General features: G+C 53.0%; 23 protein-coding genes and 3 pseudogenes. 9 read left to right on the top strand and 17 right to left on the bottom strand.

Annotated features, from left to right (window positions below; all coding sequences use genetic code 11):
• The first annotated feature begins 11 nt into the window (after positions 1-11).
• The 4 genes from AC0L73_RS18225 to AC0L73_RS18210 are packed head-to-tail and all read left to right on the top strand — an operon-like array spanning position 12 to position 4,169.
• Positions 12-950: an AAA family ATPase gene (locus AC0L73_RS18225; protein WP_473655470.1), complete on the top strand. Its 939-nt coding sequence runs from the start codon at positions 12-14 to the stop codon at positions 948-950.
• Positions 950-2,392 carry a VWA domain-containing protein gene (locus AC0L73_RS18220; protein WP_473654507.1) on the top strand — a complete coding sequence of 481 codons (1,443 nt, stop codon included), beginning with the start codon at positions 950-952 and terminating at the stop codon, positions 2,390-2,392. Before AC0L73_RS18225 ends, AC0L73_RS18220 begins: the two co-directional genes overlap by 1 nt.
• 56 nt (positions 2,393-2,448) lie before the next feature.
• Positions 2,449-3,279, top strand: a complete 831-nt coding sequence (locus tag AC0L73_RS18215; RefSeq protein WP_473654506.1) for a sulfite exporter TauE/SafE family protein — start codon at positions 2,449-2,451, stop codon at positions 3,277-3,279.
• Entirely contained in the window at positions 3,276-4,169 is an 894-nt protein-coding gene (locus tag AC0L73_RS18210; protein ID WP_473654505.1) for a DUF1853 family protein, read from the top strand. Before AC0L73_RS18215 ends, AC0L73_RS18210 begins: the two co-directional genes overlap by 4 nt.
• Here the strand turns inward: AC0L73_RS18210 and AC0L73_RS18205 are convergent.
• From AC0L73_RS18205 to AC0L73_RS18145, 13 genes are all read right to left on the bottom strand, one after another.
• A complete protein-coding gene (locus tag AC0L73_RS18205; RefSeq protein ID WP_473654504.1) occupies positions 4,166-5,479 on the bottom strand; it encodes a TadE/TadG family type IV pilus assembly protein in 1,314 nt (437 codons plus the stop codon). The genes AC0L73_RS18210 and AC0L73_RS18205 overlap by 4 nt on opposite strands.
• 11 nt (positions 5,480-5,490) lie before the next feature.
• Positions 5,491-5,997 carry a hypothetical protein gene (locus AC0L73_RS18200; protein WP_473654503.1) on the bottom strand — a complete coding sequence of 169 codons (507 nt, stop codon included), beginning with the start codon at positions 5,995-5,997 and terminating at the stop codon, positions 5,491-5,493.
• Between the two features lie 43 nt (positions 5,998-6,040).
• Entirely contained in the window at positions 6,041-6,517 is a 477-nt protein-coding gene (locus AC0L73_RS18195; protein WP_473654502.1) for a TadE/TadG family type IV pilus assembly protein, read from the bottom strand.
• Positions 6,514-7,335: a tetratricopeptide repeat protein gene (locus tag AC0L73_RS18190; RefSeq protein ID WP_227951849.1), complete on the bottom strand. Its 822-nt coding sequence runs from the start codon at positions 7,333-7,335 to the stop codon at positions 6,514-6,516. The genes AC0L73_RS18195 and AC0L73_RS18190 overlap by 4 nt, the downstream gene beginning before the upstream one ends.
• A 4-nt stretch (positions 7,336-7,339) precedes the next feature.
• The gene (locus AC0L73_RS18185; RefSeq protein WP_473654501.1) at positions 7,340-8,317 is read right to left on the bottom strand and encodes a type II secretion system F family protein; all 978 of its coding nucleotides are present in this window, start codon (positions 8,315-8,317) and stop codon (positions 7,340-7,342) included.
• On the bottom strand, positions 8,314-9,273 hold the full coding sequence (locus tag AC0L73_RS18180; protein ID WP_227951847.1) for a type II secretion system F family protein: 960 nt from the start codon (positions 9,271-9,273) through the stop codon (positions 8,314-8,316). The genes AC0L73_RS18185 and AC0L73_RS18180 overlap by 4 nt, the downstream gene beginning before the upstream one ends.
• Complete coding sequence (locus tag AC0L73_RS18175) at positions 9,270-10,622, bottom strand: CpaF family protein (RefSeq protein ID WP_227951846.1); 1,353 nt, start codon at positions 10,620-10,622, stop codon at positions 9,270-9,272. Before AC0L73_RS18175 ends, AC0L73_RS18180 begins: the two co-directional genes overlap by 4 nt.
• A gap of 129 nt (positions 10,623-10,751) precedes the next feature.
• A complete protein-coding gene (locus AC0L73_RS18170) occupies positions 10,752-11,843 on the bottom strand; it encodes a CpaE/TadZ family protein (RefSeq protein ID WP_473654500.1) in 1,092 nt (363 codons plus the stop codon).
• Positions 11,844-11,857: 14 nt separating this feature from the next.
• Entirely contained in the window at positions 11,858-12,490 is a 633-nt protein-coding gene (locus tag AC0L73_RS18165) for a hypothetical protein (RefSeq protein WP_473654499.1), read from the bottom strand.
• 19 nt (positions 12,491-12,509) lie between these two features.
• Complete coding sequence (locus tag AC0L73_RS18160; RefSeq protein ID WP_473654498.1) at positions 12,510-13,916, bottom strand: type II and III secretion system protein family protein; 1,407 nt, start codon at positions 13,914-13,916, stop codon at positions 12,510-12,512.
• Between the two features lie 6 nt (positions 13,917-13,922).
• Positions 13,923-14,780, bottom strand: a complete 858-nt coding sequence (cpaB, locus tag AC0L73_RS18155; RefSeq protein WP_473654497.1) for a Flp pilus assembly protein CpaB — start codon at positions 14,778-14,780, stop codon at positions 13,923-13,925.
• Between the two features lie 5 nt (positions 14,781-14,785).
• Positions 14,786-15,286 (bottom strand): A24 family peptidase, encoded by a 501-nt coding sequence (locus AC0L73_RS18150; protein WP_227951841.1) that lies wholly within the window; start codon positions 15,284-15,286, stop codon positions 14,786-14,788.
• Between the two features lie 57 nt (positions 15,287-15,343).
• On the bottom strand, positions 15,344-15,529 hold the full coding sequence (locus tag AC0L73_RS18145) for a Flp family type IVb pilin (protein ID WP_227951840.1): 186 nt from the start codon (positions 15,527-15,529) through the stop codon (positions 15,344-15,346).
• Between the two features lie 612 nt (positions 15,530-16,141).
• On the opposite strand from AC0L73_RS18145, the gene AC0L73_RS18140 reads away from it, so the two are divergent.
• A complete protein-coding gene (locus AC0L73_RS18140; RefSeq protein WP_227951839.1) occupies positions 16,142-17,374 on the top strand; it encodes a glycosyltransferase family protein in 1,233 nt (410 codons plus the stop codon).
• Positions 17,375-17,385: 11 nt separating this feature from the next.
• On the opposite strand, the gene AC0L73_RS18135 is transcribed toward AC0L73_RS18140, so the two are convergent.
• Entirely contained in the window at positions 17,386-18,291 is a 906-nt protein-coding gene (locus tag AC0L73_RS18135) for a glucosaminidase domain-containing protein (protein WP_473654496.1), read from the bottom strand.
• 321 nt (positions 18,292-18,612) lie between these two features.
• Between AC0L73_RS18135 and AC0L73_RS18130 the strand changes: the two genes are divergently transcribed.
• From AC0L73_RS18130 to AC0L73_RS18115, 4 genes and pseudogenes are all read left to right on the top strand, one after another.
• Entirely contained in the window at positions 18,613-19,917 is a 1,305-nt protein-coding gene (locus AC0L73_RS18130; protein ID WP_227951837.1) for an NAD(P)/FAD-dependent oxidoreductase, read from the top strand.
• Positions 19,918-19,947: 30 nt separating this feature from the next.
• Positions 19,948-22,364 (top strand): annotated as a pseudogene (locus tag AC0L73_RS18125) (GcvT family protein).
• Positions 22,365-22,393: 29 nt separating this feature from the next.
• Positions 22,394-23,939, top strand: a pseudogene (locus AC0L73_RS18120) (trimethylamine methyltransferase family protein).
• 89 nt (positions 23,940-24,028) lie between these two features.
• On the top strand, positions 24,029-24,364 hold the full coding sequence (locus AC0L73_RS18115) for a hypothetical protein (RefSeq protein WP_473654495.1): 336 nt from the start codon (positions 24,029-24,031) through the stop codon (positions 24,362-24,364).
• Positions 24,365-24,367: 3 nt separating this feature from the next.
• On the opposite strand, the gene paaE is transcribed toward AC0L73_RS18115, so the two are convergent.
• The 3 genes and pseudogenes from paaE to paaC all read right to left on the bottom strand — a co-directional run bounded on the left by paaE (position 24,368) and on the right by paaC (position 26,690).
• Positions 24,368-25,438 (bottom strand): 1,2-phenylacetyl-CoA epoxidase subunit PaaE, encoded by a 1,071-nt coding sequence (gene paaE / locus AC0L73_RS18110; RefSeq protein WP_473654494.1) that lies wholly within the window; start codon positions 25,436-25,438, stop codon positions 24,368-24,370.
• Positions 25,439-25,448: 10 nt separating this feature from the next.
• Positions 25,449-25,938, bottom strand: a pseudogene (gene paaD, locus AC0L73_RS18105) (1,2-phenylacetyl-CoA epoxidase subunit PaaD).
• Positions 25,932-26,690: a 1,2-phenylacetyl-CoA epoxidase subunit PaaC gene (paaC, locus tag AC0L73_RS18100; RefSeq protein ID WP_473654493.1), complete on the bottom strand. Its 759-nt coding sequence runs from the start codon at positions 26,688-26,690 to the stop codon at positions 25,932-25,934. Before paaC ends, paaD begins: the two are co-directional and overlap by 7 nt.
• Position 26,691: the final 1 nt, after the last annotated feature.

The raw sequence follows: 26,691 nt of genomic DNA, 5'->3' as shown, positions 1-26,691 counted from the left end.
ACGTGACATTCATTGATAAAGACCCCGCAACCGCCATCGACCTGATCAAAGACGGATTTGAGAAGGCGGGATATATCTGCGATCGCCATATCGCCACCTCTATCTATCTATCGCAAAAGCTCGATAAACCAATCCTGGTCGAGGGACCCCCGGGTGTTGGCAAGACGGAACTTGCGAAAGCTGCGTCCGAAATTCTGGCGGCACCCCTGATCCGGCTGCAATGCTATGAAGGGCTGGATGAATCGAAAGCGCTTTATGAATGGAAATATGGCAAGCAGCTTCTCTATACCCAGATCCTGAAGGAAAAACTCGGCGATCTTCTTGAAGATGCCGTCGGTTTGGAGCAATCCATGGAAAAGCTGCACCAATTCGGCGACAGCTTTTACTCTGAAAAATTCCTAGAGGCCCGCCCTCTCCTGCAGGCGCTGCAATCGGAGGAGAAAACGGTCCTGCTGATTGACGAGATCGACAAATCGGACCATGAGTTCGAGGCGTATTTGCTGGAAATCCTCTCGGATTACCAGATATCCGTTCCCGAAATCGGTACGATCAAGGCAAAAACCAAGCCGCTCGTCTTCCTGACCAGTAACAACAGTCGGGAAATGAGCGACGCGCTGAAACGCCGCTGTTTGCATCTTTACATTCCCTTTCCCGATGCCTCTCTGGAACGGCGGATCATCCAGACGCGGGTGCCGGAACTGGAAGAAAACTTGCGCAATCAGCTTGTCTCCTTCGTACAACAGCTTCGCACGCAGGATTTGAAAAAACTTCCGGCGGTCAGCGAGACCATCGACTGGGCGCGCACCTTGATGCTACTCCATGCGGACACACTCGAAGTGGATCTTGTACGCAACACGCTGAATATGCTGCTCAAGTTCGAGGAAGACATCGACAACATGCATAGCGAGGTGCCGAAATTTATCGCCGCCGCGCGAAGTGAAAGAATGTAATGGACAAGGCGCTTGCAGATTTTGTTGAGATGCTGCGCTATTCAGATGTGCCGGTGTCCATCAGCGAAAGCGTCGATGCCGCTGAGACCGTGCGCCTGTTCGGTTATAAGGATCGCGGACTTTTAAAGACCGCGCTCGCGCAGGTGATGGCGAAAACGATCGAGGAGCAGGAAAGCTTCGATCGCTGTTTCGATGAGTTTTTTAGCTATCAGATCAACCCTAACCTCGCCCCGGAGGAGACGCTTGATGAGGAGGGCGAGGAGACCGGCGAAAACCCTGATTCATCGCCCGAAATAACACCTGCGAATGATGATGACAACTCGCCCAACCCTGCATCTGGCGGCGGTGAAGGCGGCGGTGGCTTTTCCGGAGAGCAAAGCGAGAGCGGTTCAGCGGCTCCACTCCTGGATATGCTGGAGCGCAATGACCGAACCGAGCTCACCATGGCCATGACCGCAGCCGCGAGCAACGCCAATCTTCGCAATATCGTCCTGATGACCCAACGAGGGCTCTTTACCCGCCGAATTATGGAAGGCATGGGTCTCGATGACGTTAATCGGGAGATATCTCGACGCAACAAGGAAGGCGATGCAGAAGGCGCGGATCAACTCTCCGGCCGGCTGGAACTTCTCTTCGACGCGGTCCGCGATATGGTGGAGCGGCAACTCGCCCTCACCAGCAGCGGCAAGGCGAAGCAGTTCCGACAGGACATCCTCAAAAATGTGCGCCTTTCAAATGTTGAACATCGTGACTTCAAATATATGCGCCAGCTTGTCCAACGCATGGCAAAACGTCTGACCGACATGAACTCGCGCGTGAAAAAAGTGAAAAACCGGGGTCATCTCGATATTCGTAAAACCATGCGCCGCAACGTCGCCTATGACGGCATCCTGTTTGAAACCCATTGGAAGCAGAAGCATAAAGACCGACCAAAAGTACTGGCGGTCTGTGATGTCTCTGGTTCTGTGGCATCGGTTGCGCGGTTTTTGCTCTTGTTCCTCTATAGCCTTAATGAAGTGCTGCCGAAGGTTCGTTCCTTCGCATTTTCAGGCGATCTTGGCGAAATTACCAGTGACTTTGACCGTCTCGGACCGGAGAAGGCCATTCCCTATGCCATTGAAAAATATGGCGGACGGTCAACCGACTATGGCAGGGCGCTGGAAGATTTCAAGGAACTTTGCCTCGATGAGATCGACAACCGAACGACGGTTATATTCCTCGGCGATGGCCGCTCCAACGGCGCTGATCCGCGCATCGATATTCTGAAGGAAATCAAACTCCGGGCGAAACGGGTTATCTGGCTCAATCCGGAAAGGAAGTCCGTCTGGGGGTCAGGGGATTCAGAAATGCTCCGTATTGCGCCCTATTGCAGCACTGCCGAAACCTGCAATTCCCTGAACAAGCTTGAGCTTATCCTCCGCGATCTGCTAAAGAGCAATTAGAGCGCTTCTCCCAATACTTGGATTTGTATTTTCTGACATAATGGAGTTTTGACTGGATGTTCGCTGATGTTTCCCTGCCGCTTCTGATCGGGCTGATCGCGGCGCTTGCCGGAACGGGCATTGTTGGCGGCATTCTCGCCGGTCTTCTGGGCGTTGGCGGCGGTATCGTTATTGTGCCGGTGCTTTACAACATCCTGCCCTTTTTCGGCGTGGATGATAGCATCCGCATCCATGTTGCCATCGGCACCTCGCTTGCGACCATAATACCGACATCCATATCCTCCGCCCGATCCCATTACAAAAAGGGGGCGATCGACACAGATCTGTTGAAAAGCTGGGGGCCGGTGATTTTTATTGGGGTTATTCTTGGGACCATCATCGCCGGGTACGCCAACGGCAATCTGTTGACGCTCGTATTTGCTAGTCTCGCGCTCCTCGTGGCGGCAAATATGGCCTTTCGGCCAGATAATGTACATATTTCCGAAAGCTTACCAAAAGCCCCGTTCAAGCAGTTAATTGCCCTCTTTATCGGCGGATTTTCTGCGATGATGGGCATCGGCGGCGGCACCTTTACTGTGCCGATACTCACCCTCTTCAACTACCCGATCCGAAAAGCAGTTGGAACGGCGGCAGCCATCGGATTGATCATTGCCGTGCATGGTACCATCGGCTTTCTGATTTCTGGCCTGGATGCCACAAACCTGCCACCGGGCAATATTGGATATGTCAATATTCTGGGCTTTCTGGTGATCTTTCCTATGGCCGCGCTGTTTGCCCCGTTTGGTGCGAAAATTGCGCATCAGATCAACGCGAGTCTACTGAAAAAGGCGTTTGCCTTTTTCCTGTTCCTGACCTCCGCGCGTATGTTCTATAGTTTATATGGATGATGACAGGACCGGAGAATAGGACACCTTTCGCACTTCGCGATCTGGAATGGGTCATCAACTCCCCTTTCCTGCTAAAAGAATTTCCTGAGCCCGATCTTGCCCGCCACCCCGAAACAAAGGCGCTGCTCACAAGGCTCAGGGCCGACCCAGAGCCTCTCCTTGAACATCTCGCCACCACGCCGCGCCTTAACCTCGGTCGCTATTTCGAGCAGTTGGTTATTTTCTGGCTTGATAATCTACCCTCCGTCCGGCTGATCGGCAGCAATATTCCCATCTTTCGAGAAAAACGCACCCTTGGTGAGATAGATCTCATTTTCCTGTATGAGGGGACCGCACGGCATTGGGAGCTGTCGATCAAATTCTATCTCAATACAGGCTCTCCGTCAGATGAAGCAGATTTTGTCGGACCGATGCTGAAAGACACACTTAAAAGAAAGCTCGACCGGCTCTACGGGCATCAGCTTTCGTTGCCCGACCAAACAGAGACAATCGCTATGTTCAAATCTCTTGGAATTGGTGATGTAACATCTTGTCCATGGGTCAAAGGTTGTCTTTTTTATCCCGCACCATATGGCCCGACACAACCCGCACCGCATAGAATTTCAATGCAAGGCATGAGAGGAGAATGGCGCGATAGAAGCAGTCTTACAGAAACACCTTTGCCCAACTTCGACCATTTTCAGATTCTGGAGAAAAAGCGCTGGATCACCCCTTACTTTTATCCGGACGAAGCGACTACCGGGACAGTATCGGATTTACTCGCCGAAATAGATAAGGCGATCGAAGGGCGACCTATGCCCTATCTCGTTCATTTGATGCGGGATGACGGAAAAGAAAAGCTCACTTCCCTTGGCCAGCTATTCATCACACCTGACGGTTGGCCGGGTTAACTGCCGAACCGAACCACTGTCATAAACTTTGCGATAGAGAAAAAGGCGCTTTGCAGGTTCACCATATCTGTCACCCGAAAATAGTGCCCTGCCGTTGTTGCACAGACCTGAAGTAACGAGGTTGTCGCTGCCGGCGCAAGATAGTCAATTACATAAAGAGTAATGTTATTTTGCTTCATCCGCGCACAACTGCTGGAAAGGCGGGTATCCTCCGCCACATCCGCGGCACTGGAACCAACAACGAGAATAGCGATCTTTTCGGTCGTTTCATCTTCATAAGCCGCGGGCATACTGGCATTGCCATTCCATAGGCCCTGCCAAAGTGGCGATAATATCCGCTCCGCCCAGAGCATACTCCGACCATAAGCCGCGCCGCCATTCCCACCGAGGGACGCAAGCGCTGTGGAAATGGGAAGACTACTGGTGAGGCCTATAATCCGCTCCTCCCGGCAATCAGCTGTTGTGATATTTGAATAATGGGGCAGGCCCGTGGCCGCATCTATCTGTGAATCCAACGTGAGAACAAGAGGAAAGGCTACTGTTCCGGGCGGTGTATCATCTTCCCCCGCTACTCCTGCACGCGGCGCAACACACCAACGTTCTTCTGCCAGATCCCCTCCCCATTCCGTTGTTCCCGGCACATCCGGTGGAATATTGGTGGGCCAACTCCCCGCCTCCACCCAGTTGTCATATGGTGCGACATTCACAATTTCATTGCCGACGGGAATGAGCGCCCAGCTAATACCCTGCGCCTGAGTAGCCTCTGCCTCTAGCGCGGCGATAAAGACATTTGCGGCGACCGTTATCTCAGCTAAACGGCCTGCAGTTTCAAACACCTCAGATGAGTCGATAACAAGAGCGACCTCTGCCTCCGGTTTCTGTTGAAAAGCCGAGACTTTGCTTTCCACCGTTACATTATCAAAAAAATTGAGCGTCCTAAGCAAGGTTGTCGGAATTTCCGCTGAGGCGGTCAACGTGATCTCACCTGTCTCCCCATCCGTAACAAGATTAACTGCGGGTGCCGCGATAGCATCATCCGAATAAGTCAGCATATGAGCAGTATGGAAATTTGCCTGCATCACATCTGCGGCCAGTTGGTTTAGCTCCGCCGTTGTCAGAAACTGGAAATTCTGGGCAGCCGCGACAACCGTCATTTCACTGGCAATACTGAGGCGCGACTTAGCCGCAAAAAAACGGGAAACATCAATTGCAAAGGCCACACTGCCGATAACCACAAAAAGAGTGAGCGCGAAAATCAGCAACGCTGCGCCCTCCTCCGCCGCCCGAAATTCCCGGATATTTCTCAGCATAAAGCTACTTCCTATTCCAGACTGCGCGCTGCAGCCTGACGAACGGGCGCCACCGCACGGGCATGAATGGAGAATTCCATGACGCTCAAAGCACTTGAGAGGAAAAATCCATCACCCGGCGTGGCACACAGATCAACTTGTATAAGATACACAACACCCGCGCCGCCCTGCGTCCCAACAGGAGTGGCATAGGAAGGAGCTGAGGCTGTACAATCGCCCCCACCCCCGTCGCGGTTCCGCCTCCAGAGGAAGTTGGCTCCTGTCGCTGGATATAATGCTATTGCCTGAACGGAAAGCCAGAACGCAACATTATAATCACCAATATCAATCAATTCTGTCGTCGCCGTAAGCGCTTCATCAAAATCCGATTCAGCAATAGTCGTTCTTTGGGAAAAATCATCGGCCAGAACCGCCGCAACCCGGTCGGCGGTACGCGAAAGCTGCACCACATGCGCTAACGTAACGCCAGCAAGAAAAAGAAACATAATCGCCGGCACAATAAGCGCCACTTCCACCATCACGCTGCCTCGGCAGTCCCTGGTCAGCGTATTTATTACGCACTTACCGGCCATTTCTAACCATGAGAACGGCGCTCTCCGTCATCTCCGACGCGCTATAGAGATAGTTCACGAAAGGCGTAATCAAAGTCACGATGTAATCAAGACGATACGCCGTCAGCGATCCCTCTGCGGAAATACTTCCACTTGTGAAATCCGCAAGAGTTTCATAGTTGCTGACCGTTACGTTAAGGCGGGAAACATCTACCAAGCCTCCCACCAGATTGGGGGCAATAGCGGCAAGTCTTGCTTCAGCCCCTGCCGATGTAATAACTCCGGCCGCTCCGCCATTGAACTTGATATCGTCAGCAAGCGATACGGCAAGATGATCGAGCAAACTGCGGGCGAGCAGAACGCGGCTCACATCGATCACCCCAAAAACAAGCGCAAAGACGAGCGGCAAGATAATCGCGAGTTCCACTGGGAGAGAGGCACGGCAATTCGAAGCAACTTCCCGCAATTTACGCCCAATCTTGGTCATGTTGCGCCAGCATTTTCAGATCGTGCTCCCAGTAGGTAACGCCGGAGCAGATTTCGATCCTTCATACGACGGATCAGGTTATAGAATTTGATGTTATTGTCGGCGGCTTCCGGATCAAGATCGAGACGCGCAATGCGGGCCGCCGCAGCCTCGTCCCCGGCAAGGCCGTATGCCAGCGCCAAATTCTGGCGAATTTGGGCAGTAGATTGAGGAGCGAATGCAAGTTTGGATAAAGACGTAACGGCGGCATCATATCTCCCCTCCATCAGGTAGGAGAGCGCTACATTATTTTGAATGCGCAGGTCGTCTGGCGCAATATCAAGGGCCGCCTCATAAAATTTACGGGCATCTTGATGATCCCCCGCCATATCCGCAGCAATGGCGCGGCCACCTAGTATATCAATGTTGTCTGGTGCAAGTTCAGCCGCTTTTGCAAAATAGAGCGCGGCGGTCTCCGGTCGATACAGAAAAAGATGCGCCCGACCAAGCCCGATCAGGGGCCGAATATCATCATGCGTCATCTCCTCCAGATTTTCATAAACGACAACCGCTTCATTCGGAGCACCCGCTTTGAGATAGGTCGATCCAAGTGCATAAAGCACATCTTCATCGAACTTATTCCGGGAAAGCAGTTTTTGATAAATATCAATCGCGGAGAGATAATTACCTGAGTTCACGGATACATCTGCGATTTTCATCGCTCGTTCCCGCGCGGCTTTATCTTCAAATAAATTTTGCGCCTCCAGTCCTTTGCCCGGCAACCCACATCCCGTCAAAAACAGCGTCAAACCTGCAAGTGTTAAAAACCTTAATAACATCACTTCATCCTCCAATCGCACGCATCATCAATGCGAATCCAGGCCCGGCAGATAGCGCCACTACGGGCGGCAAAATAAATAAAATAAGGGGTATGCTCAGGAGCGCAGGCATCCGCGCCGCGCTATTTTCAAGGTCCAATATGGCATGTTTGCGGTTCTCCACCGCGACCGATTTCAGTGCACCGGTGATCGAGGTGCCATACCGTTCAGATTGTCGCAGAGAAAGCACGAGATATTTAAGACTCTTGGACGCGGTGCGTTCCTCCAGATTGGTAAGAGCCATAGATTTATCTGGCAGAATTTTAAGCTCACTCAAGGTGATTTTCATCTCTGCCGCAACATCTGGAGCAAACGGCTCCAACCCCTCTATCGCGCGAGCGAGTGCAACTTCAAGCGTCAGTCCAGCCTCGACACACAGGATCAACAAATCGATCATGTCCGGCATGGCGCGCTCGATACGTCTTTGCCGTTGCTTAATTTGGTAATTCAGCACGAAGAACGGCAGGAAACTACTTGCAACGCCGGAAAAGATGACAAAAACGACAACGGTAAGAGTATTTAGTGTCGGAAAAATTACACTATTCTGCAGGAAGGCTGCGATAAGTGAGCTCGCAATAAAGAGAAAAATACGTGCCAGCAGAAACAATTTTTTCCCGCGCACGGGATCAATACCAGCTCGGATAAAACGCCAGCTGAGATTTTGCTTGGTCTTGCCCGTCTTTCCAAACGAGAAAGGCCGGAGCCATGTCGCTGCCTTGCCGGTTGTCGCCTCCTCTCGCTCCAAGTCGATCCTGACCGGAGGGGCTAATCTCCTTCGGTTTATGCCGTCATCACCCACAAAAAGCCGAAGCCTCTTGTCGAGATGTTCTGATTTCCTCGCTCGGAGCGCGATGATAAAAAAGGCAAGCGCGAGGCTGACGCAAAGCCCTATTGCCATCAAAGACAACATATCATCCATTGATGCCTGCCAGAACACGCTCATTGCAGCGTCCTCAGCAAGCGGGATAGAGTGAAAAAGCCTATAAAAATACTGACTCCGGCATAAATCAGCAGGTTGTGACCGAGCGGATCATCGAATAGAAAATCAAACTGCGCCTTGTTTGTCGCTGCAAGGATTACCAGAATAACAGCCGTGACAATGGCAACGATCCGGGCGGAAACCCGCGATTCAGATGTTAGAGCTTTGGCCTTTAAGTATTGTGCGCGTCGATCACGCAACACCCGGGAGAGGTTTTCCAAAACCTCCGCATATTGACCACCAGTCCGGCGCTGCAGGATCAGGGTGGTTGCCATAAACTGCAGTTCTTTGACGCCAATTTCATCTACTGCCGAGGTAAGCGCCGTTTCAAGGTCAATTCCGATCCCGAGTTTTTCCGCAAGGATGCGAAACTGTCGGCCCACCGGATCGGGCATTTCGCGGGCGATCACCTGAAAATTTTCCGGCAGGGACATGCCGACACGGGCACCGCGAATGATAATATCAATGGCCTCCGGCAACTGATCCACAAAACGTTGACGCTGCACATTCCGCTGGTAAATATGGAATGCAACGTAACCGCCCGCGATGCATACACCAGCCCCGACAACGGCAAACGTGATAATCGGATATTTGTATAAGGCAACCATCAATCCCATCACGAGGGCGAGCACTAAAAATGCGAGCGGTTTGGCTCGAACTTTCAGAAATTCCTGCCATTTGGTGGCATCTTTTTCTTCACGATAAAGAGGGGAAACCTCCGGGAAGGGCGCGATAGCAATTGATCCTTTTCCCTCACTTTCAGTATTCAGCTCTCTAAGGCGTGCCGCGAGTTGCCGCTCTCCTTCACCGAGCCGTCGAAACGCTAAGAGAAGAAGGGTAAGGCCGCTTCCAACAAATACTGCAAAGACCAAAATATTAGGCCATTCAGGAGCATTTCTAATCAATGCCTCCAGCGTCATGGGCGAAGTGCCTCCTGCAATTCCTCCCCTAATCCGAATTTGGCAATTTTCTCCTCAAAATGCGGTCGCCCACCGGTATAGCGGAACGCGGAACTATCCTGCTCAGGATGATCTGCATCCTCAGCATACTCGAATAGAGTCTGGCTGGAGATCACATCTGCCTCAAGGGCGACAATCTCGGATATTTCCCGAATGAAGCGCTGCCCATTCGCTCCACGTTCAACATGGATCACAAGGTCAAGGGCACTGGAAATTTGCTGTCGGGCACCGCGACTCTGATAGTTTGACAGTGTTGAGAGCATCAGGTTTTCGAGGCGCAGCAGCGCGTCGCGGGCGCTATTGGCATGAATGGTCGACATGGAGCCATCATGTCCCGTATTCATCGCCTGCAGCATGTCGTAAACTTCCGAGCCGCGAACTTCGCCTATGATGATCCGGTCGGGCCGCATCCGCAGGCTGTTACGCAAGAGATCCCGTTGAGAGACATCCCCGGTTCCCTCTGTATTGCGCTGGCGGGTCTCTAAGCTCACCACATGCGGGCGTTGCAGGGCAATTTCCGCCGCATCTTCAATCGTGACGATCCGTTCATTTTCGTCAATCAATCCCGACAACGCATTCAGCAAAGTCGTCTTGCCCGACCCGGTTCCACCGGAAACCAGAATATTAAGTCGGCACCGAGCCGCAATTTCAAGGAAACGGGCCATGGCGGTCGAGCAGGAACCACCGGCACATAAATCCTTCAGGCTCATGAATTGCTTTGAGAATTTGCGGATAGATATAATCGTTCCGTAAACTGACAAGGGCGGCGCGATCACATTAACGCGGCTACCGTCTTTCAGGCGCGCATCTACCATGGGGTTTGCCTCATCAACCCGCCGCCCCACGGAGGCGGCAATGCGGCGCGCCACTTCCAGCACATGATCCTCATCGCGAAATTTATAGCTGGTAAGCTCCAACCGCCCATCCCGCTCTACATAGACCGTATCAGACCCATTCACCAGAATGTCCGTCACTCTCGGGTCGGAGAGCAGGTTTTCAATCGGACCTATACCAACGATATCGTCAAAAAGTTCCCGTGCGATGGCGCTTTGCTCCATCCAGTTGACCTGAAGCTTTTCCTCGTCAACGATCTTGGAGACCGCCTCGGTAATCCGGAGCGAGAGTTCATCGGGTGGCATGGTAGAAGCCGCGGTCGGATCGATGCGGTTAAAGAACTGCTTTCTCACACGTTCAATAAGTTCCGGCGGAACGTCAAACTCCCTCTCCGTTGACGTCGCCTGACTAACAAACACCTCTTCCGAATTGGCGAGGCTGCCGACCCTTTCATTTTCTATTTTGCGGCCAAACACTCTATGCCCCCTTTCTGCCCGCAAACCAGCCTAGGCGGCGTGCTTTGGCCTTCCGACCGATCAGTTCCGCCGCCAATCTGTGGTAGGCATCAGTAATAGGCAATTTTTGACGCACGACCGGTTCAGCGTTCAGGCTGGCAAGGGCGAGTTTTTTCTTCTCAAACGGGATGACAATATCAATTGGATGATCGACAAAACGGTTAATTTGTTCCAGAGGTACATCGCCCCGGATACGCGCCCGCGATCTATTGAGAACAAGAAGAGATTTTTTTCTTCCCCCTCAGTTTTCAGGACTTTGAATATCCGTGCAGCATCCCTTACTGAGGCCAATGTTGAATCCATCACCAACACCCGGACATCTGCATTTTGGAGCACCGTCATCGCAGTCTCGATCGACGCCCGGTCCACATCTTGGATAATAAAATGATAGCGGCTTCGTAAATGCTGCACCAACTGCGCGACGGCATCCGCGTTATAAACAGGAGCGGCAGCAAAATCCGTTTCAGAGGCCAATAACTTGAGCCGCTCTTCCACCTCCCGTGTGGCACGATCAACAAAAACATTATCGATCCGATCAGGACCTGTCAGAAGGTCAGCTAGGCCGGATGCCGGTTCCACCCCCATTTCCAGGGCGAGCGTTCCTGACGTGAGATTGAGATCGGCCAGCATGACATGGCGATTATAGTGATTAGCGAGCAGCCACCCTAAATTAAGAACAGCCGTAGTCGCCCCCACACCACCGCGCACGCCAAATACAGCTACGGACTTTCCCGCGCGAGGTTCGGGATTGCGCGCCGCGAGCCGACCGCTCGCCCGGGCAACAGCACGAAAGAGTAAATCACTTGGCACTGGCTTAACCAAATAATCTGTTACTCCAATTTCCATTAAGTCGCGATATAGACCGACGTTGTCCTCGGTTCCCAGCACGACTACCTTCACCCGCGGAGGGCAGATATCCGCTAGGTTCTGCAAATCAGAAAGCGGTAACGCGACCTTGGATATATCGACAATCAGCACTGTCGGCATGTTTTTTTCGCTGTAGTCACGGATCACGTCACGTAAGGAACCGCGCTTTATTTGCGCCTTGTCATAGCCCCATTTCGGCAACAGATCATTGAGTTGTTTTTCCGTCTCCCGATCCGCGACATAGGCGGCGGCCGATGTGTTTGCGCCGTCCGCGTTTGGAAAGGTTACAATTTCAGGCGTATTCCGTGCCGGCATCTTCTGTATCCAATCTATTTATTTGCGGGGGGAAATGGCGTTGGGGGAAGCGCCTGATATGTCGTAATGGCCTTTACCTGTGAGCGCGCGAGAGGGGGCGCCAGATAACCGCCTGATCTGGCATTTCCCGGACGAACTAGACTTACCAGACGATTGTGATTGACCGCGCAGCCAAACCCTGGCGTTTTCCAGGCCTCGTGATCAACCAACCGGCGATCTAGATAAGCGCCGCAGTTCTGAAGTGTATAGGCATAATAGGTTAGCTCTATTTCGAGAACAGAATTCTCCTCCGTCCCTGCTGGAGCAACCGGTGCAATTTCCACGGCGCTATAGCGGTAAATATCCGATTGCTCCAATAACTGGAAAATCATTTCTTCCGAGAGCACTGTCCCTCGTGGCTGAAGTCGCAGATATCCGGGAGGATCTTGCCGCAAATTTTGCAGAAACTCTGATAATTTAAGACCGTCTGAGGTCTTTATCGAGTGATCCGCCCAGTCCTCAAAGAAAGAGATGCGATAGCTCTGGTTCAGCAATTTGGAATTTGCGAGACTTTGCGGAATTTGACCCGAAGCCTCCGGTCCACCGCAACCACCTAACAGGCCGAGCGCGGATAAAACAAGAATACCGCCTGTAATAAAACGTCGCATTCTGGCGCCTTTCTCTTCCTCAATAAATATAGCCAACCGGACCTTTAAGGGTCAGGCCATCCTGTCCCTTGATATTTGGGATTTCCGGCGCCAGCGTCGGGAGGGCAAGCTTGCCCGTCGTCATTTTCTCTGAAAGATCGGTTGGTCGATATTTATCCGCTGGGCTTGCAAACAGAGATCCATCGCGGGGCGTAACAATATTTGCCGTCGCAATAATGACAAGTTCCGTTTCCATCTTCTGATAACGGCTGGATCGGAACAGCGGCCCCAACACGGCCAGGTCGGCCAACCAGGGGACCTCATTGACGATGTTTCTGGTCTGGTTCTGCAACAAACCCGCCACCGCAAAACTCTGTCCACTGCCAAGCTCAATCGTTGCCTCAGTGCGGCGAACGGCAATGCCGGGTATCTGAAAGTCGTTGACGACAACCGCGCCAACTTCGGAAATCTCACTCACCTCGGGCCGGATATGAATGCCAATCCGCTGATCCGAGAGCACTGTCGGGGTGATATCGAGAATAACGCCGAATTTCTTAAACTCGATTGTCACCTGGTCCTCATTTGCGGAAACCGGTATCGGAAATTCCCCACCAGCGAAAAAACTTGCGGTTTCACCGGAGCGGGAAGTTAGGTTCGGCTCCGCCAGAACCGTAATGAGGTTTTCCTCGGCCAACGCATCAATAACGGCGGAAACAGAACCCTGACTGCCACGATACCCAAGCAGGCCACTCCCGCCGACGCCGGAGATCGCGGAACTCGGGATCAACGCGTTGCCAATCGCAGACGGCCAGCGATTAGTGATTAACCCAATCGCGAGCGACCCCGGATTCAACAATACATCCCAGTTAATACCAAGGTTCTTTGTCGCCTCCCGGTTCATTTCGACAATACGTACCCTGATATTCACCTGAGACGGCGCCAGCAGTTCCATTCGGTTGACAATTTCCTCCCCCTCTCCCAGAAACCCTCGAACGACGGAGGTAATCTGCTCTGCCTGCATAGGGGTGCGAGCCATGCCGGAAAGAAGAATGCGGCCCGGACTGGATTGAACTGAAAGGTTACTCTTTGGGAACTGTTCGGAAAGAAGCTTTGAGAGCGTTACAAGATCGCGCGTAACGGTAACAGACTGATCGTACAATATCGCACCACCCGCCCCGAGCGCCATAACATGTGTCCGCCCAGGCGCTTTACCAAACAGGAAGAGCCCATTGGAAGCTGTAATCTGGATATCCGCGATCGAGGGATTTGTCACCAGCACCTCTGAGACAGGAACATTAAGCGGGATAAGATGGCCCTGGTTCACATCGAGTGACAAAGGCGTCCTGTCTTCGGTGGCGCGAGCGTAGCCGGAGGGAGCCGAAAACATGAGAAAAACCGCCAGCATCAGGAATATGTAACCAATTTTCTGTAGGCTGTTCTTCATCATGGTCCCCTATTTTCCTGCAACCGGCGACAGGGTAACGACAGTGGTTTCTCCGCCGCGCATTATCCGTACATCCCGGGCGTGACGCTGAAGAACTGCTGGCGGAACCTGTTTCAGCTCTGGAAAGAGGTCGCTCGCTGAAAAAGCTGCTTTTGCGGGCCTCTCCAAATATTCATTGGAACCCGTTTCTCCCCGCAAGGATATCCGCAACTTACCAATTGTTTCTGCCACGGATACAAGTTCAACATCGGTCGGGGACAGCGCCAGAGTCAAAGTCTCCGATGATCTTATGGCGTTAATTGCCTTGGTCACAGGCGCTGTCTCCACAGCAATGATACGGCGACTCTCTAATATGGTTTTGACAACCGTTTCCCCTGCTCGCGCCGCATGGACGGGCGTAACATAGGTTACAATCAGGTCGACATAGTCACCGGGACGCAAATGTTTGAAGTCACCAAGATTTTCAATAGCCACAGGACGCGCGCGCAACCCGGCCGTCAGCAATGTCCTGAGATGATCCGCTTCAGTCGGACGGACAAGATGCACTTCCTGAAGATAGGCACCCTTTTTCAGCGGTTGCGTAAAAGCCGCTCCCTGCCAATCACCAAGATCAGTTTGTTCGCGAATGAACAGATGCTTTCCTGTTTGGTCGCGCGGCAAAAGGTCCCAGGTCATCTGGCCCTTTTCGAGAATGTCGCCCCGATTTACATCCTTCACGAGTCGGAGTGCCCATATACTGGATGCTTGCGCAACAGCTTGGCCCGCTGAAGGAGTGCTTTTCGCAGGCTCAAATAGATACTTATTTCCAAGATAGGCAGCAGACCCCAGGAACAGGGCAGCGAGAAGGATGAAGGTAAAACTTCTCATTGCAATCACCCGATACCGTTCAAATAGGTTTTGTAAAGTGCCACCGTACCGCCCGCCGCGATGGCAACACCGTAGGGCACAGTGGGAGAAGCGCCCTCCTCACTTACCATTCCAGTTTTTATGAACGGTGCAATCGCCCATTCGCGCATTAAACTTAAAATCGGCATTACGATAAAGAGGGCGAGAATACCTCCACAAAGAGCGGTAATAACAAAAAACTCAGGCCCCGCTTTGGGGCCGATCCAAAGCATGACAACAGTCGCCAGCTTAACGTCGCCGCCGCCGACTTTACCGAAAACAAAGCCGATCAGTAACAAAGCAAACAGCGCGACTGCCCAAATGACATGGTCAATAATGTCCAGAGGAATAACTGGGAACGTTGCATAGAGAATAAAAAGCAGCAACAGTGCGACGGATATCCAGTTGCGGATCAAGCGGCGCGTAAGATCAGTATAGGCGGCCAGCCAGAGCAGTAAAATTGCCAAAATAGGATAAATGGGGGACATGGTACCTTACTCCTCCCGGCGCGAAAAACCGGCCGGGAGGTAATTAGTTACTGAAATCTAGTTAGTGCTACCACTGCCACTAGATCCGGAAAGATCAATGGCGTTAAAGGCTGTTTGAATTTTTGTATAAAACGCCGATCCGGCAACGCCGACAACAGCTGCCGCGGCTGCCGCCATCAACGCATATTCGACGGCCGTGACACCACTTTCATCTCTTATAAGATCGCTAAGGATTTTTTTCATACTCTTAACCCCTCCTCTATAAAATTTTGGTGCATTAAATCTATCAAGACAGAAATGCACCCTCATGAATTGTTATTGATCTGAAAATCATAAGGAAGGAGGCATCTCTTATTAGAGATTACAAAATTTACTTTGCTGACGACGCCTATTCCTACTTCAGATTTTACGAAGCACACTACAAAATTAACCAAAAAACTACACTTACATTTCTATGTTTATTAACATCTTATTTTAATTGATATTTTCCATTTTCTGGGATTTTTATATTAAAAATTTTAATCACCTTGTCAGTAATTTTATCTATTATTTATAGTTAATATTGAAATTTATTATAGTTAATACTCTTTTTTTATACATTAGCGTGCTTTAATTTACCACATAAGCTCTTTATTGGTGTATTTTTTTGATATTTTTACCCGCTCGTTTAAATAGTTTTAAAGAATCACCTGATATGTGAAGGAATAATTTTTGACTGAACCAGTCCAGATTGAAACGCTCCTTCTGATGATCTTGAAGACGCAAAACTTCATGTAATTGTTGCGGCACTCACATATAAAGTTGAACTATCCACCGGAACCCCGTATATGCGTACCAGAACAAGCGGAGGCCGACATGAACAAGATCGAAAGCGCAAGACGCATCTTGATCTATAGCCACGACTCATTTGGTCTCGGCCATTTAAGGCGTTGCATGGTTATGGCAAACTCGTTGGTCGAGCAGAACCAGAACCTGTCTGTTCTCATCCTGTCTGGCTCCCCCATCATCGGCAGTTTTGATTTCAAGGCCCGCGTTGATTTTGTCCGCATTCCCGGCATTATCAAGCTACGGAACGGGGAATACACATCCTTGAGCCTGCATATTAATACCGAACAGACGCTGGCTATGCGTGCCTCCATCATTCAGCACACAGCGGAAACATTTGATCCGGATATTTTCATTGTCGACAAGGAGCCATACGGCCTGAAAGGCGAAGTCACCGATACGTTGGAAATGCTGAAAGCGTCAGGCACTCATCTTGTACTCGGGCTTCGGGATGTCTTGGATGATCCTTCCCTGCTGGAACCGGAGTGGGAGCGCAAGAATGTCATGCCTGCGCTTGAGGACATCTATGATGATATATGGATTTTTGGTGTCAAGCAGATCTACAATCCTTTGACCGGCCTCAAAATTCCTGCCAACGTCAAACGGAAAATCACCTATACTGGGTATCTGCGACGCTCGCCCCCGGCCGTTTCCCAACCAGCCATTCTGGATGAAATGACAGAGCCTTACGTTCTTATTACGGTCGGCGGTGGCGGCGATGGTGATGTTCTGACGGATTGGGTCCTTCGCGCTTATGAGGGAGACCGGCAACCTCCACTCAACGCACTCTTTGTACTGGGCCCCTTTATGCCGCCCGATACCCGCGCCAGTTTCCGCGACCGAATACAACAACTGCCCCGCGTCCGTGCCGTTACCTTTGATAGCCACCTGGAAAGCCTGATGCAGGAGGCAACTGCCGTTGTCGCCATGGGCGGATACAATACATTCTGCGAAGTGCTCTCGATGAACAAGCGCGCCCTCATCATACCTCGCACAGTGCCGCGGCTGGAACAATATATCCGGGCAACCCGTGCGGCAGAGGCCGGACTGATTGGTGTCCTCGTAGATGATGGTGAGCGGTCGGGCGACACAATGCTGACAGCGTTGCGCCATTTATCGCAGCAAAAGAAACCATCAGAAGTGATAATTCCGGGGTTGCTCGACGGGCTGACCAATTTGAACCGGCTGGTAAGCTTGCGTTTCAAGGCTGTTGATAAACGACGGGCGGATCTATCTTCTGAACAAGCTATTGCTTCCGACTAATTGGCCACAGCTTATTTAAGAACCAGATACATAACTTTCCCATCAGCAAGCCGGGCATGATCAAGAGGCGGCAGATTATTGCTGGACATTATCCCCTCAATATTTCTGACATAGGCCTCTCCCCGCTCTGAATATTTGATAAGCGTACCGACCAATTCAGGCCCTGTTACTGCTTTTCCGTCCGCCCGAAGGGACGCGCGGCGGTCCCGAAAGCCCGCATAGGCATCATGGGAGTTCAGGTTCAGCATGTACGCGCGGACTGAATCCAGCGGTGTCTTGAAGGCTGCGACACTATAGTTGCCTTTGCTTTTCCGTTGATCCTTTGGCTTGATACCGCCCTTATAGCTCCACTGCCCGAAGAGAGCATTCCCCTCCGCCGCAAAGCGGGAGGTCCCCCAACCACTCTCATCCACCATTTGCGCAACAATCAGGGACGGCGGAACAATATCCATACGTTTCTTGATCTCCCGCCAGAACGCCGCGTCATATTCACCCTTGGCGAGGCCATATTCTTCCGCCTGTGTCGCGAGCCATTTCTTGTCATGGGATGAAAGATCTTGCCCCGCAGTATGATCTTTCTCAATCGCGGTCATCTTTTTCCGGTCTTCACGCAGGTGATGATTAGCAACGAAAGCAAGCGGTATGGAGAGACGGAAGAAGGTTTTCTTTTTCTCCGCTACCGGCATATCCGGGGCCACTTTTTTACGCCATTCCTCCGGGATATCGAGGATGGTGTAGGGAGGCACATCTTGTGCGCCCGATTTCCACTTCGGGATGGAATAACCGCTACGCTTGAAGAAACTGGCGAAATCGTCAAAATTCTGGATCGTAATCGTCTCTGCTCGAAGAGGTAGCGCGGCCCCAAACAAGAGAGCACTTGCAACAATCCCCCCACCAAGATGTTTCGCTACACTCATTCTATTCATTTTGCGTCATTCCCCCAGACTTCAGATATATAAATGCATTATGCCATGATTTCGAACAGATCGGGAGCCTGTTAGGGATTATTCTGTCTGCGACTCTGTTATCTAAATGTCGAAACAACGAAAACACGGCCCCCTCCCTTATTTCTCTTGCACTGCAATTTATACCCTGCCGACCCGGTTTTTTACAAAAACGACATACAAATAATTTTTTAATGCCGATGCTCTTCACTTGGACAGTTTCCGCTTGCATGGACACGTCTACAGGGAAATAGTTGTTGAAATCACTTGGCAAGCGAGAGGGAGGTACAGCCGATGAGCGACAAATACGATGCCGTCATAATCGGTGCCGGCGTTATCGGTGCCTGCATAGCCTATGAACTCTCGAAGGCCGGCCGCAAGGTTCTGTCGATCGACCGCCTGCCCGCTTCCGGCTTCGGCTCAACATCTGCCTCCTGCGCCATCATCCGCACCTATTATTCCGCGCTGGACACCTGCGCACTAGCCTATGAGGGCTGGTTCTACTGGAAGAACTGGGCCGATTATGTCGGTGTGGAGGATGAAAAAGGCCTGATCAAGTATCATGATACGGGCGCATTGATCGTCAAAACGCCGCATAATGACTACATGCGGAAAATCTGCACCCTGATGGACAAGATCGGCTGCCCCTATGAACATTTAACGCCCGAACAGATGCACGAAAAGCTGCCGATTATCGACACACACCAGTTTGCGCCGGTAAAACGGCCCGACGATCCGTCCTTTGGCGAACCGACGGGCGACAGTGTACCGGGGGGCGTCTTCTTCCCGCGTGGCGGTTATGTCAGCGACCCGCAGCTTGCCGCCCATAATGCCCAGCGCGCGGCGGAGGCTCACGGCGCCAAGTTCAGGTTTAATGCCGAGGTTACAGCGATCCGTCAGTCGGGCGGCCGCGTCACCGGCGTCACGCTGAAAGACGGGACCGAGATTGATGCGAATGTTGTCGTCAATGTTGCCGGGCCGCATTCCGCCAAGGTCAATGACATGGCCGGGGTGCTGGAGGATATGAAAATGACCACCCGCGCCCTCCGGCATGAGGTCGCGCATGTCCCCTCGCCCGACGGATTTAATTTCGAGACCGACGGTGTGGTGCTGTCCGACAGCGACGCCGGGATATACTGCCGGCCGGAGCTTGGCAATCATATCCTGATCGGCTCGGAAGACCCCAAATGTGATACGCAGGAATGGGTCGACCCCGATAACTTCAACGAGGATTTCACCGAGCAATGGAACGCGCAGGTTCTCCGCCTCGCCCAGCGCTTTCCGGAAATGGGCGTGCCGCGCCAGACCAAGGGTGTCGTTGCGCTTTATGACGTGACCCGCGACTGGGTGCCGATCTATGACAAGTCGAGCCTTGGTGGCTATTACCTCGCCATCGGCACCAGCGGCAACCAGTTCAAGAACGCGCCGGTTGCCGGGCGGATGATGGAGAAACTGATCCGCGAATGCGAGGCGGGCCGCGATCACGACAGGGACCCGGTTCATTTCCATCTTGAAAATATCGACTACGATCTTTCCATGGGCACTTTTTCGCGCAACCGGGAGGTCAGCCAGGACAGCAGCTTTACCGTCCTTGGATAGAAGACAGTTTAAAAACGAGAGGGCAGAAACATGAAATCCCATGTCAAGGTAGCCGTTGTCGGAGGAGGCGTCGTCGGCTGTTCCGTCCTCTATCATCTGGCCAAGCTCGGCTGGACCGATATCGCGCTGATCGAGCAGTCGGAACTGACCTCCGGCTCCACCTGGCACGCCGCCGGCGGGTTTCATACCATCAACTCCGACACCAATATCGCCGCGCTGCAGGGGTATACCATCAAGCTTTACAAGGAGCTCGAGGAACTGTCCGGGCAATCCTGCGGCCTGCATCATGTGGGCGGCATTACACTCGCGGGAACGCCGGATCGCATGGATTACCTGAAGACCGAGCGGGCGAAGCATCGCTATATGGGCCTTGATACCCATATCATCGGACCGGCGGAGATCAAGGAGCTTTCCCCCATCACTAATGTCGAGGGCGTGATTGGCGGGCTCTATGACCCGCTCGACGGTCATCTCGATCCTTCCGGCACCACCCACGCCTACGCCATGTGCGCGCGCAAGCTGGGCGCCGAGATATATCTTCGCAACCCTGTGCTGGAACTGAACCCGCAACCAGACGGAAGCTGGCAGGTCGTCACCAAGGACGGCACGATCAACGCGGAATATGTGGTCAATGCCGGCGGTCTTTGGGCACGGGAACTCGGCGAAATGGTCGGCATTTTCCTCCCGCTGCATCCGATGGAGCATCAATATCTGATCACCGAGGATATTCCAGAGATATATGAGCTTGGCCGGGAGCATCCGCATGTCATGGACCCCGAAGGCGAAAGCTATCTTCGCCAGGAAGGCCGTGGGCTCTGCATTGGTTTTTACGAGCAGGACTGTGATCCATGGGGTGTGAACGGTACACCTCTTGACTTCGGCCATGAACTGCTCCCCAACAAACTCGACCGTATCGAGGATAGCATGGAATTCGCCTTCAATCGTTTCCCGGTCCTCGGAACGGCGGGCGTCAAGAATGTGATCAACGGTCCCTTCACATTCGCCCCCGACGGCAACCCCCTGGTCGGGCCGGTACCGGGGCTCAGGAATTACTGGTCAGCTTGCGCGGTGATGGCAGGTTTCAGTCAGGGCGGCGGTGTCGGCCTCACCCTTGCCGAATGGATGATCGAGGGCGAACCAAGCCGTGACGTTTTCGCCATGGATGTGGCGCGATATGGCGACTATTGCTCCCGTCCCTATGCGCGAAAAAAGTCACCGAGAATTACCAGCGCCGCTTCAGTATTTCCTACCCCAATGAAGAACTGCCCGCCGCACGGCCCTTCCAGACAACGCCCGCCTACCCGATCTGGAAAGAGCAGCGCGCGGTCTTTGGTCAGGCCTATGGGATGGAGGCAGTCAATTACTTCGCGCCGGAGGGAGAGCCGCTTCTGGAGACACCCTCCTTCCGCCGGTCCAACGCCTTTGATGCTGTTTCCGCCGAATGCCGGGCCGTGCGCGAAAAGGTCGGAATCACGGAAATACACAACTTCGGCAAATACAAGGTGATGGGCCCCAAGGCGGCGGAGTGGATCGATATGATCATGGCGGGACGCGTGCCCAAGGTCGGACGGATGAGCCTGAGCCCGATGCTGAGCCCGAAAGGACGGCTGATTGGCGACTTCACCATCGCACGTCTGGGTGAAGAGGAGTTCCAACTCACCGCTTCTTTCGGAGCGCAGGCGTATCATCTTCGCTGGTTCTGGGATCATCTGCCGGAGACAGGTGTCGAGATCGAGAATGTCAGCCTTAAACGTATCGGGTTCCAGATTGCGGGACCCCGGGCGCGTGATTTACTCGCCAAGGTGACCTATGAGGATGTCTCGACAACGGCCTTTCCCTTTATGGCGGTCAAACGCATGGGTGTCGGGCTGTCCGATGCCATTGTCCAGCGGGTCACCTATACCGGCGATCTCGGCTATGAAATCTATGTCCCGGCAGATGAACAGATCGGCATTTATGAAGTGCTGGCCGAGGCCGGCGAGGAATTTGGCCTCTCCCCGTTCGGGATGCGCGCAATGATGAGTTTGCGGCTTGAAAAATCCTTCGGTTCCTGGATGCGGGAATTCAAGCCCGACTACACACCGGAGGAAACCGGCCTCGATCGCTTCGTCGCCTATAACAAACCCGCCGACTTTATCGGCAAGGCCGCTGTGCTGAAAGAAAAGGCGGAGGGCGTCAAACGCAAGCTGTCCACCTTCGTTGTCGAGGCGCTGGATGCCGATGTCCACGGGGATGAGCCGATCTGGAAAGACGGCAACGTGGTCGGCTTCGTCACCTCCGGCGGCTATGCCCATTATGTTGGGAAATCCGTCGCCATTGGTTTCACCCCGCCTGAAATGATCGAGGACGGCGGCGACTTCGAGATCGAGATCCTGGGAGAAATGCGACCCGCGAAAATGGTGCTCGAGCCCCTGCTCGACCCGACGGCGGAACGGATGCGGGGATAAATTTCCCGCTCTATTAAGAGGAGATAGTTATGACGGCAGGAAATGAACGCTCTCCCGGTCGGCGCTCCCGGCGCGGCCACCGGGTCAAGGCAAGTTTCACCCAGCTCCCCCGCCAGAAAGTCGTCAACACGTTCAAGCCCATCGAGCTTCTGTCCGAAGACCAGATCGAGGATATCCATAACGCCTCCATGGAGATCCTTGAAAATATCGGCATCATGGTCCGCCTGCCAAGGGCGCGGGAAATCCTGAAGAAAGCCGGACAGAAAGTCGATGAGGATACCCAGATCGTCTATTTTGATCGCGGGTTCATCATGGAGGCAATGTCTCACGCGCCATCCGAATTCACCCTGCATGCCCCCAACCCCGAGTGCGATCTCGCCATTGGCGGCCAGAATCTCGTTTTCTCCATGGTCGCGAGCACGCCCAACGCCATGGATATGGATGGCGGGCGGCGGACTGGTAACCGGGTGGATTTCCGAAATTTCCTTAAACTGACCCAGAGCCTGAATATCCTTGGGACCAGCGGCGGCTATCCGGTAGAGCCGGTGGATATTCATGCCTCTATCCGGCATCTGGAATGCGGGCGGGATTTTGCCACCCTGACTGAAAAAGTCCCTTATATCTACTCCCTCGGGCGCGACCGAAATCTCGACGGAATCGAGATGGCGCGGATTATGCGCGGCATCAGCAGGGAGGAAATGCTGACCCAGCCAAGCCTGTTCACCATCATTAATTCCAACTCCCCCTGATGCTGGATTCCCCCATGCTGGAAGGAATTATTGAGATGGCGGCCCATGGGCAGGTTGTGATGCTGACTCCTTCACTCTCTCGGGTGCAATGGCGCCTGTTACACTCGCAGGCGCTCTTGCCCAACAGAATGCGGAAGCCCTTGCCGGGATGAGCCTCGCCCAGACCGTCCGGCCGGGGGCCCCGGTCGTTTATGGCGGTTTTACCTCCAATGTGGACATGAAGTCCGGCGCCCCCGCTTTCGGCACACCGGAATATGCCAAGGCGACGATCGCCAGCGGACAGCTTATCCGGCGATATGGCGTTCCCTATCGGTCGTCCAACGTGAACGCCTCAAACGCGCCAGATGCACAGGCGGCCTATGAATCGGAAATGTCGCTCTGGTCACTGGTTCTCGGCGGCGCAAATTTCGTCAAGCATTCCACGGGCTGGCTGGAGGGCGGCCTGAGCGCGAGTTTCGAGAAAGTCATCATGGATGTGGAGATGATTCAGATGATGATCGAGATGATGAAGCCCATCGATACCTCTCCTGACTCTCTCGGCCTCGATGCAATGCGGGAAGCCGGTCATGGCGGTCACTTCTTCGGGACCCAGCATACTCAGGAGCGCTATGAAACGGCATTTTACACCCCGATCCTCTCAGACTGGCGCAATTTTGAAAGCTGGGTCGAGGCCGGCTCTCCTGATGCGATGAAGCGGGCCAATACGATCTATAAATCCATCCTCGCAGAATATGAGGAGCCGCCTCATGATCCGGCCCGGCTGGAGGAATTGAACGAATTTATCGACAAGCGCATTGCCGAGGGCGGCGTCAAGACGGACTTTTGACGCATACACAAATATTTTACTCCGGCGGCATTGTTTCACGGCGTAGACAACATAGTTCTAAGGAAAGATACTTTTCCGGAGTCGTCCCGATGCGCCGTTCAATCCTTTTGCTTGTTAGTTTCTGTCTTGCCATTGTCTCCGTCGTTCCCATAGCTGCCGCAGATCTTTCAAATGGCCGCTGCCACAAAGAGATCGAAAATGAAATCGCCAAGCTTTCCATTGCACCGGAGCGGATCAAGGCTGCGGACATCATCAACATCTATGACGGTAATGGCCCTGGTGGGGGCCGCATTGATCATGTTGAAGCCTGGATTTCCTTCAACGATTGCAAAGGAAATCTGGTGGTGAGCGTGAATAACGCCTGTATTATAGAGCAGGTCTACACGACGTATGAATGCCGCGTACCGGGCGTCAAGAATTACTGATCTTCACGCGTCGTAATCAACGACGACGTCATCGCTCAACGGATGGGACTGACAGGTAAGCACGAAGCCTTCTGCAACCTCATCCTCCTCAAGCGCATAATTGATATCCATCCGCACATCTCCGCTCACGACTTTCGCGCGGCAGGTGGAGCATACGCCGCCCTTACAGGCGTATGGCAGATCAAGCCCCTGCATAAGCGCCGCATCAAGAATTGACTTCCCCTCCTCTGTCATCTCTACATCGGTGCGGCGTCCATTCAGCACAACAGCAACCTGCCGTTTCGGGCCCATCTCATCCTGAACTGGTGATGCCGATCCCGCATTCTTCGCAGCCTCCGTAATAAAAAGCTCAAAATGGATGTGGGACTTATCGAAACCATGCGCCTCGAGTGCGGCTTCCGCGTCATGGATCATCTGCTCAGGCCCACAGAGAAACGCCTCATCCAAGGTCTTCACATCAATCACGCTGTCAAACAGGTCGTTGCATTTTTCCACATTGATGCGCCCGTTAAAAAGCGCTACGTCCTGATGCTCCCGGCTGAGGATATGCATAAGATTAAACCGGTCGGGATAAATATTTTTCAGGTCCTCAAGCGCCTCAAGAAAGATGATCCCGGCCACTGAGCGATTGCCGTAGACGAGCGTGACCTGCGATTTTGGTTCCGTTCTCAGGATCGTCTTAATAATCGACATAATCGGCGTAATACCGCTACCCGCTGCCATGGCAAGATAATGTTTGGCGCTTTCCGGTACGAGTGGCGTGAAAAATCGTCCTTGCGGTTCCATCACCTCAATCACCGCGCCGGGCTTATAATTTTCGTTAGCATGACAGGAAAATTTTCCGCCCGCGATCTTCTTGACGGCAATACGCAAATCGGGCTCGCCCACCGCGCTGCAAATTGAATAGGAACGGCGCACTTCCTCCCCCTCCAACTCTTCTTTAAGCGTCAGATGCTGGCCTTGCGTGAAGCGATAGGCGTCCTTCAACTCGTCCGGCACATCGAAGGAGATGGACACGGCGTCTTTCGTCTCGCGCACCACGTCCTTGATTTTGAGGGGATGGAAAATCGTCATTCTAGGAGCCTTATACACATTTAAAATAATCGAAGGGTTCGAGGCAGTCCCGACATTTATAAAGCGCCTTGCAAGCGGTCGAGCCGAACTCGCTTACTCGTTCCGTGTTCACGGACTTGCACTGCGGACAAATAACTTCTTCATGGCCAAGAAGAGCTGCCTTCCCCTTGTTCGCAGGGGGCGCGATGCCATATTCCTGCAGTTTCCGGCGTCCCTCCACCGTGATCCAGTCTGTCGTCCAATGCCGGGGAGATTTCTGATCTGACCTCGAAATCAGTAATGCCATGGAGCTTCAGCATATCGGCGATATCCGCCTCGATCACCTCCGTCGCCGGGCAGCCCGAATAGGTGGGCGTGATCACGACGACAACCCGACCGTCCTCATCTTCCTCGATCCGGCGGATAATGCCGAGGTCGGCAATACTCAGAACCGGAATTTCCGGATCCTTTACGAGAGCCAGAATGTCTTCGATGCAATCATGTGCCGCAAGGTCTACCATTTGGCATCCGGATAGGCGCGCGGCAGGAACTGCATCTCGGCAAGGATATAACCCAGATGCTCAGAATGCTTGCCCTCCCGGCTCCCGCGGACGGACCAGCTATTTTCAGGTCGCGTAAGCGTCGCCTCCGCAAGAACGCCATTGATATACTCATACCAATGGGACCGAAGCGCCGCGACATCGACGCCAATTCCGTCCGCAACCATCGCCTCATCCACCGCGTCCATATCGAACATTTCAGGAAGATAACCCCAGATCGCATCAATGGCGCTCTGCATCTTCTCATGGCTTTCCTCCGTGCCATCGCCCAAACGGATCACCCAGTCGGCGCTATGGCGGCGGTGATAGGTTGTCTCCTTCAAAGACTTGGCGGCAATCCCGGCGAGCCGCTCATCTGATGATTTGGAGAGCCTTTCGAACTGCAGATATTGGAAAGAATCGAAAAAAAATTGCCGCGCCATGGTCGCCGCAAAATCACCATTGGGCTGTTCTAGCAGCAGAAGATTGCGCCAGTCTTTCGTATCCCGGAAATAGGCGAGCCGATCTTCATCGCGCCCCTTTCCTTCCACCTCCCCGGCGTAGGAGAGGAACATCCGCGCCTGCCCCAACAGATCGAGACCGATATTGGTGAGCGCGAGGTCTTCCTCCAGCATCGGCGCATGGCCGCACCACTCGGCAAGCCGCTGACCGAGGATCAGGCTGTTGTCTCCAAGGCGCAAGAGATAGTCAAAGAACATATCATTATTGGTCATT

It is taken from the genome of Sneathiella sp. D3-11, from assembly GCF_055809395.1.
Note: the sequence above shows the minus strand (reverse complement) of the source record. Positions and strands in the feature narration are given on the sequence as shown.

Coding starts and splice junctions, on each gene's coding strand:
- paaC (WP_473654493.1), bottom strand. CDS start 26,690: ATGACCAATAATGATATGTTCTTTGACTATCTCTTGCGCCTTGGAGAC.
- AC0L73_RS18140 (WP_227951839.1), top strand. CDS start 16,142: ATGAACAAGATCGAAAGCGCAAGACGCATCTTGATCTATAGCCACGAC.
- AC0L73_RS18185 (WP_473654501.1), bottom strand. CDS start 8,317: ATGAGCGTGTTCTGGCAGGCATCAATGGATGATATGTTGTCTTTGATG.
- AC0L73_RS18160 (WP_473654498.1), bottom strand. CDS start 13,916: ATGATGAAGAACAGCCTACAGAAAATTGGTTACATATTCCTGATGCTG.
- paaE (WP_473654494.1), bottom strand. CDS start 25,438: ATGACGATTTTCCATCCCCTCAAAATCAAGGACGTGGTGCGCGAGACG.
- AC0L73_RS18165 (WP_473654499.1), bottom strand. CDS start 12,490: ATGCGACGTTTTATTACAGGCGGTATTCTTGTTTTATCCGCGCTCGGC.
- AC0L73_RS18150 (WP_227951841.1), bottom strand. CDS start 15,286: ATGTCCCCCATTTATCCTATTTTGGCAATTTTACTGCTCTGGCTGGCC.
- AC0L73_RS18145 (WP_227951840.1), bottom strand. CDS start 15,529: ATGAAAAAAATCCTTAGCGATCTTATAAGAGATGAAAGTGGTGTCACG.
- AC0L73_RS18220 (WP_473654507.1), top strand. CDS start 950: ATGGACAAGGCGCTTGCAGATTTTGTTGAGATGCTGCGCTATTCAGAT.
- AC0L73_RS18210 (WP_473654505.1), top strand. CDS start 3,276: ATGATGACAGGACCGGAGAATAGGACACCTTTCGCACTTCGCGATCTG.
- AC0L73_RS18205 (WP_473654504.1), bottom strand. CDS start 5,479: ATGCTGAGAAATATCCGGGAATTTCGGGCGGCGGAGGAGGGCGCAGCG.
- AC0L73_RS18130 (WP_227951837.1), top strand. CDS start 18,613: ATGAGCGACAAATACGATGCCGTCATAATCGGTGCCGGCGTTATCGGT.
- cpaB (WP_473654497.1), bottom strand. CDS start 14,780: ATGAGAAGTTTTACCTTCATCCTTCTCGCTGCCCTGTTCCTGGGGTCT.
- AC0L73_RS18195 (WP_473654502.1), bottom strand. CDS start 6,517: ATGACCAAGATTGGGCGTAAATTGCGGGAAGTTGCTTCGAATTGCCGT.
- AC0L73_RS18190 (WP_227951849.1), bottom strand. CDS start 7,335: ATGTTATTAAGGTTTTTAACACTTGCAGGTTTGACGCTGTTTTTGACG.
- AC0L73_RS18200 (WP_473654503.1), bottom strand. CDS start 5,997: ATGGTGGAAGTGGCGCTTATTGTGCCGGCGATTATGTTTCTTTTTCTT.
- AC0L73_RS18115 (WP_473654495.1), top strand. CDS start 24,029: ATGCGCCGTTCAATCCTTTTGCTTGTTAGTTTCTGTCTTGCCATTGTC.
- AC0L73_RS18215 (WP_473654506.1), top strand. CDS start 2,449: ATGTTCGCTGATGTTTCCCTGCCGCTTCTGATCGGGCTGATCGCGGCG.
- AC0L73_RS18135 (WP_473654496.1), bottom strand. CDS start 18,291: ATGAGTGTAGCGAAACATCTTGGTGGGGGGATTGTTGCAAGTGCTCTC.
- AC0L73_RS18170 (WP_473654500.1), bottom strand. CDS start 11,843: ATGCCGGCACGGAATACGCCTGAAATTGTAACCTTTCCAAACGCGGAC.
- AC0L73_RS18180 (WP_227951847.1), bottom strand. CDS start 9,273: ATGACGCTGGAGGCATTGATTAGAAATGCTCCTGAATGGCCTAATATT.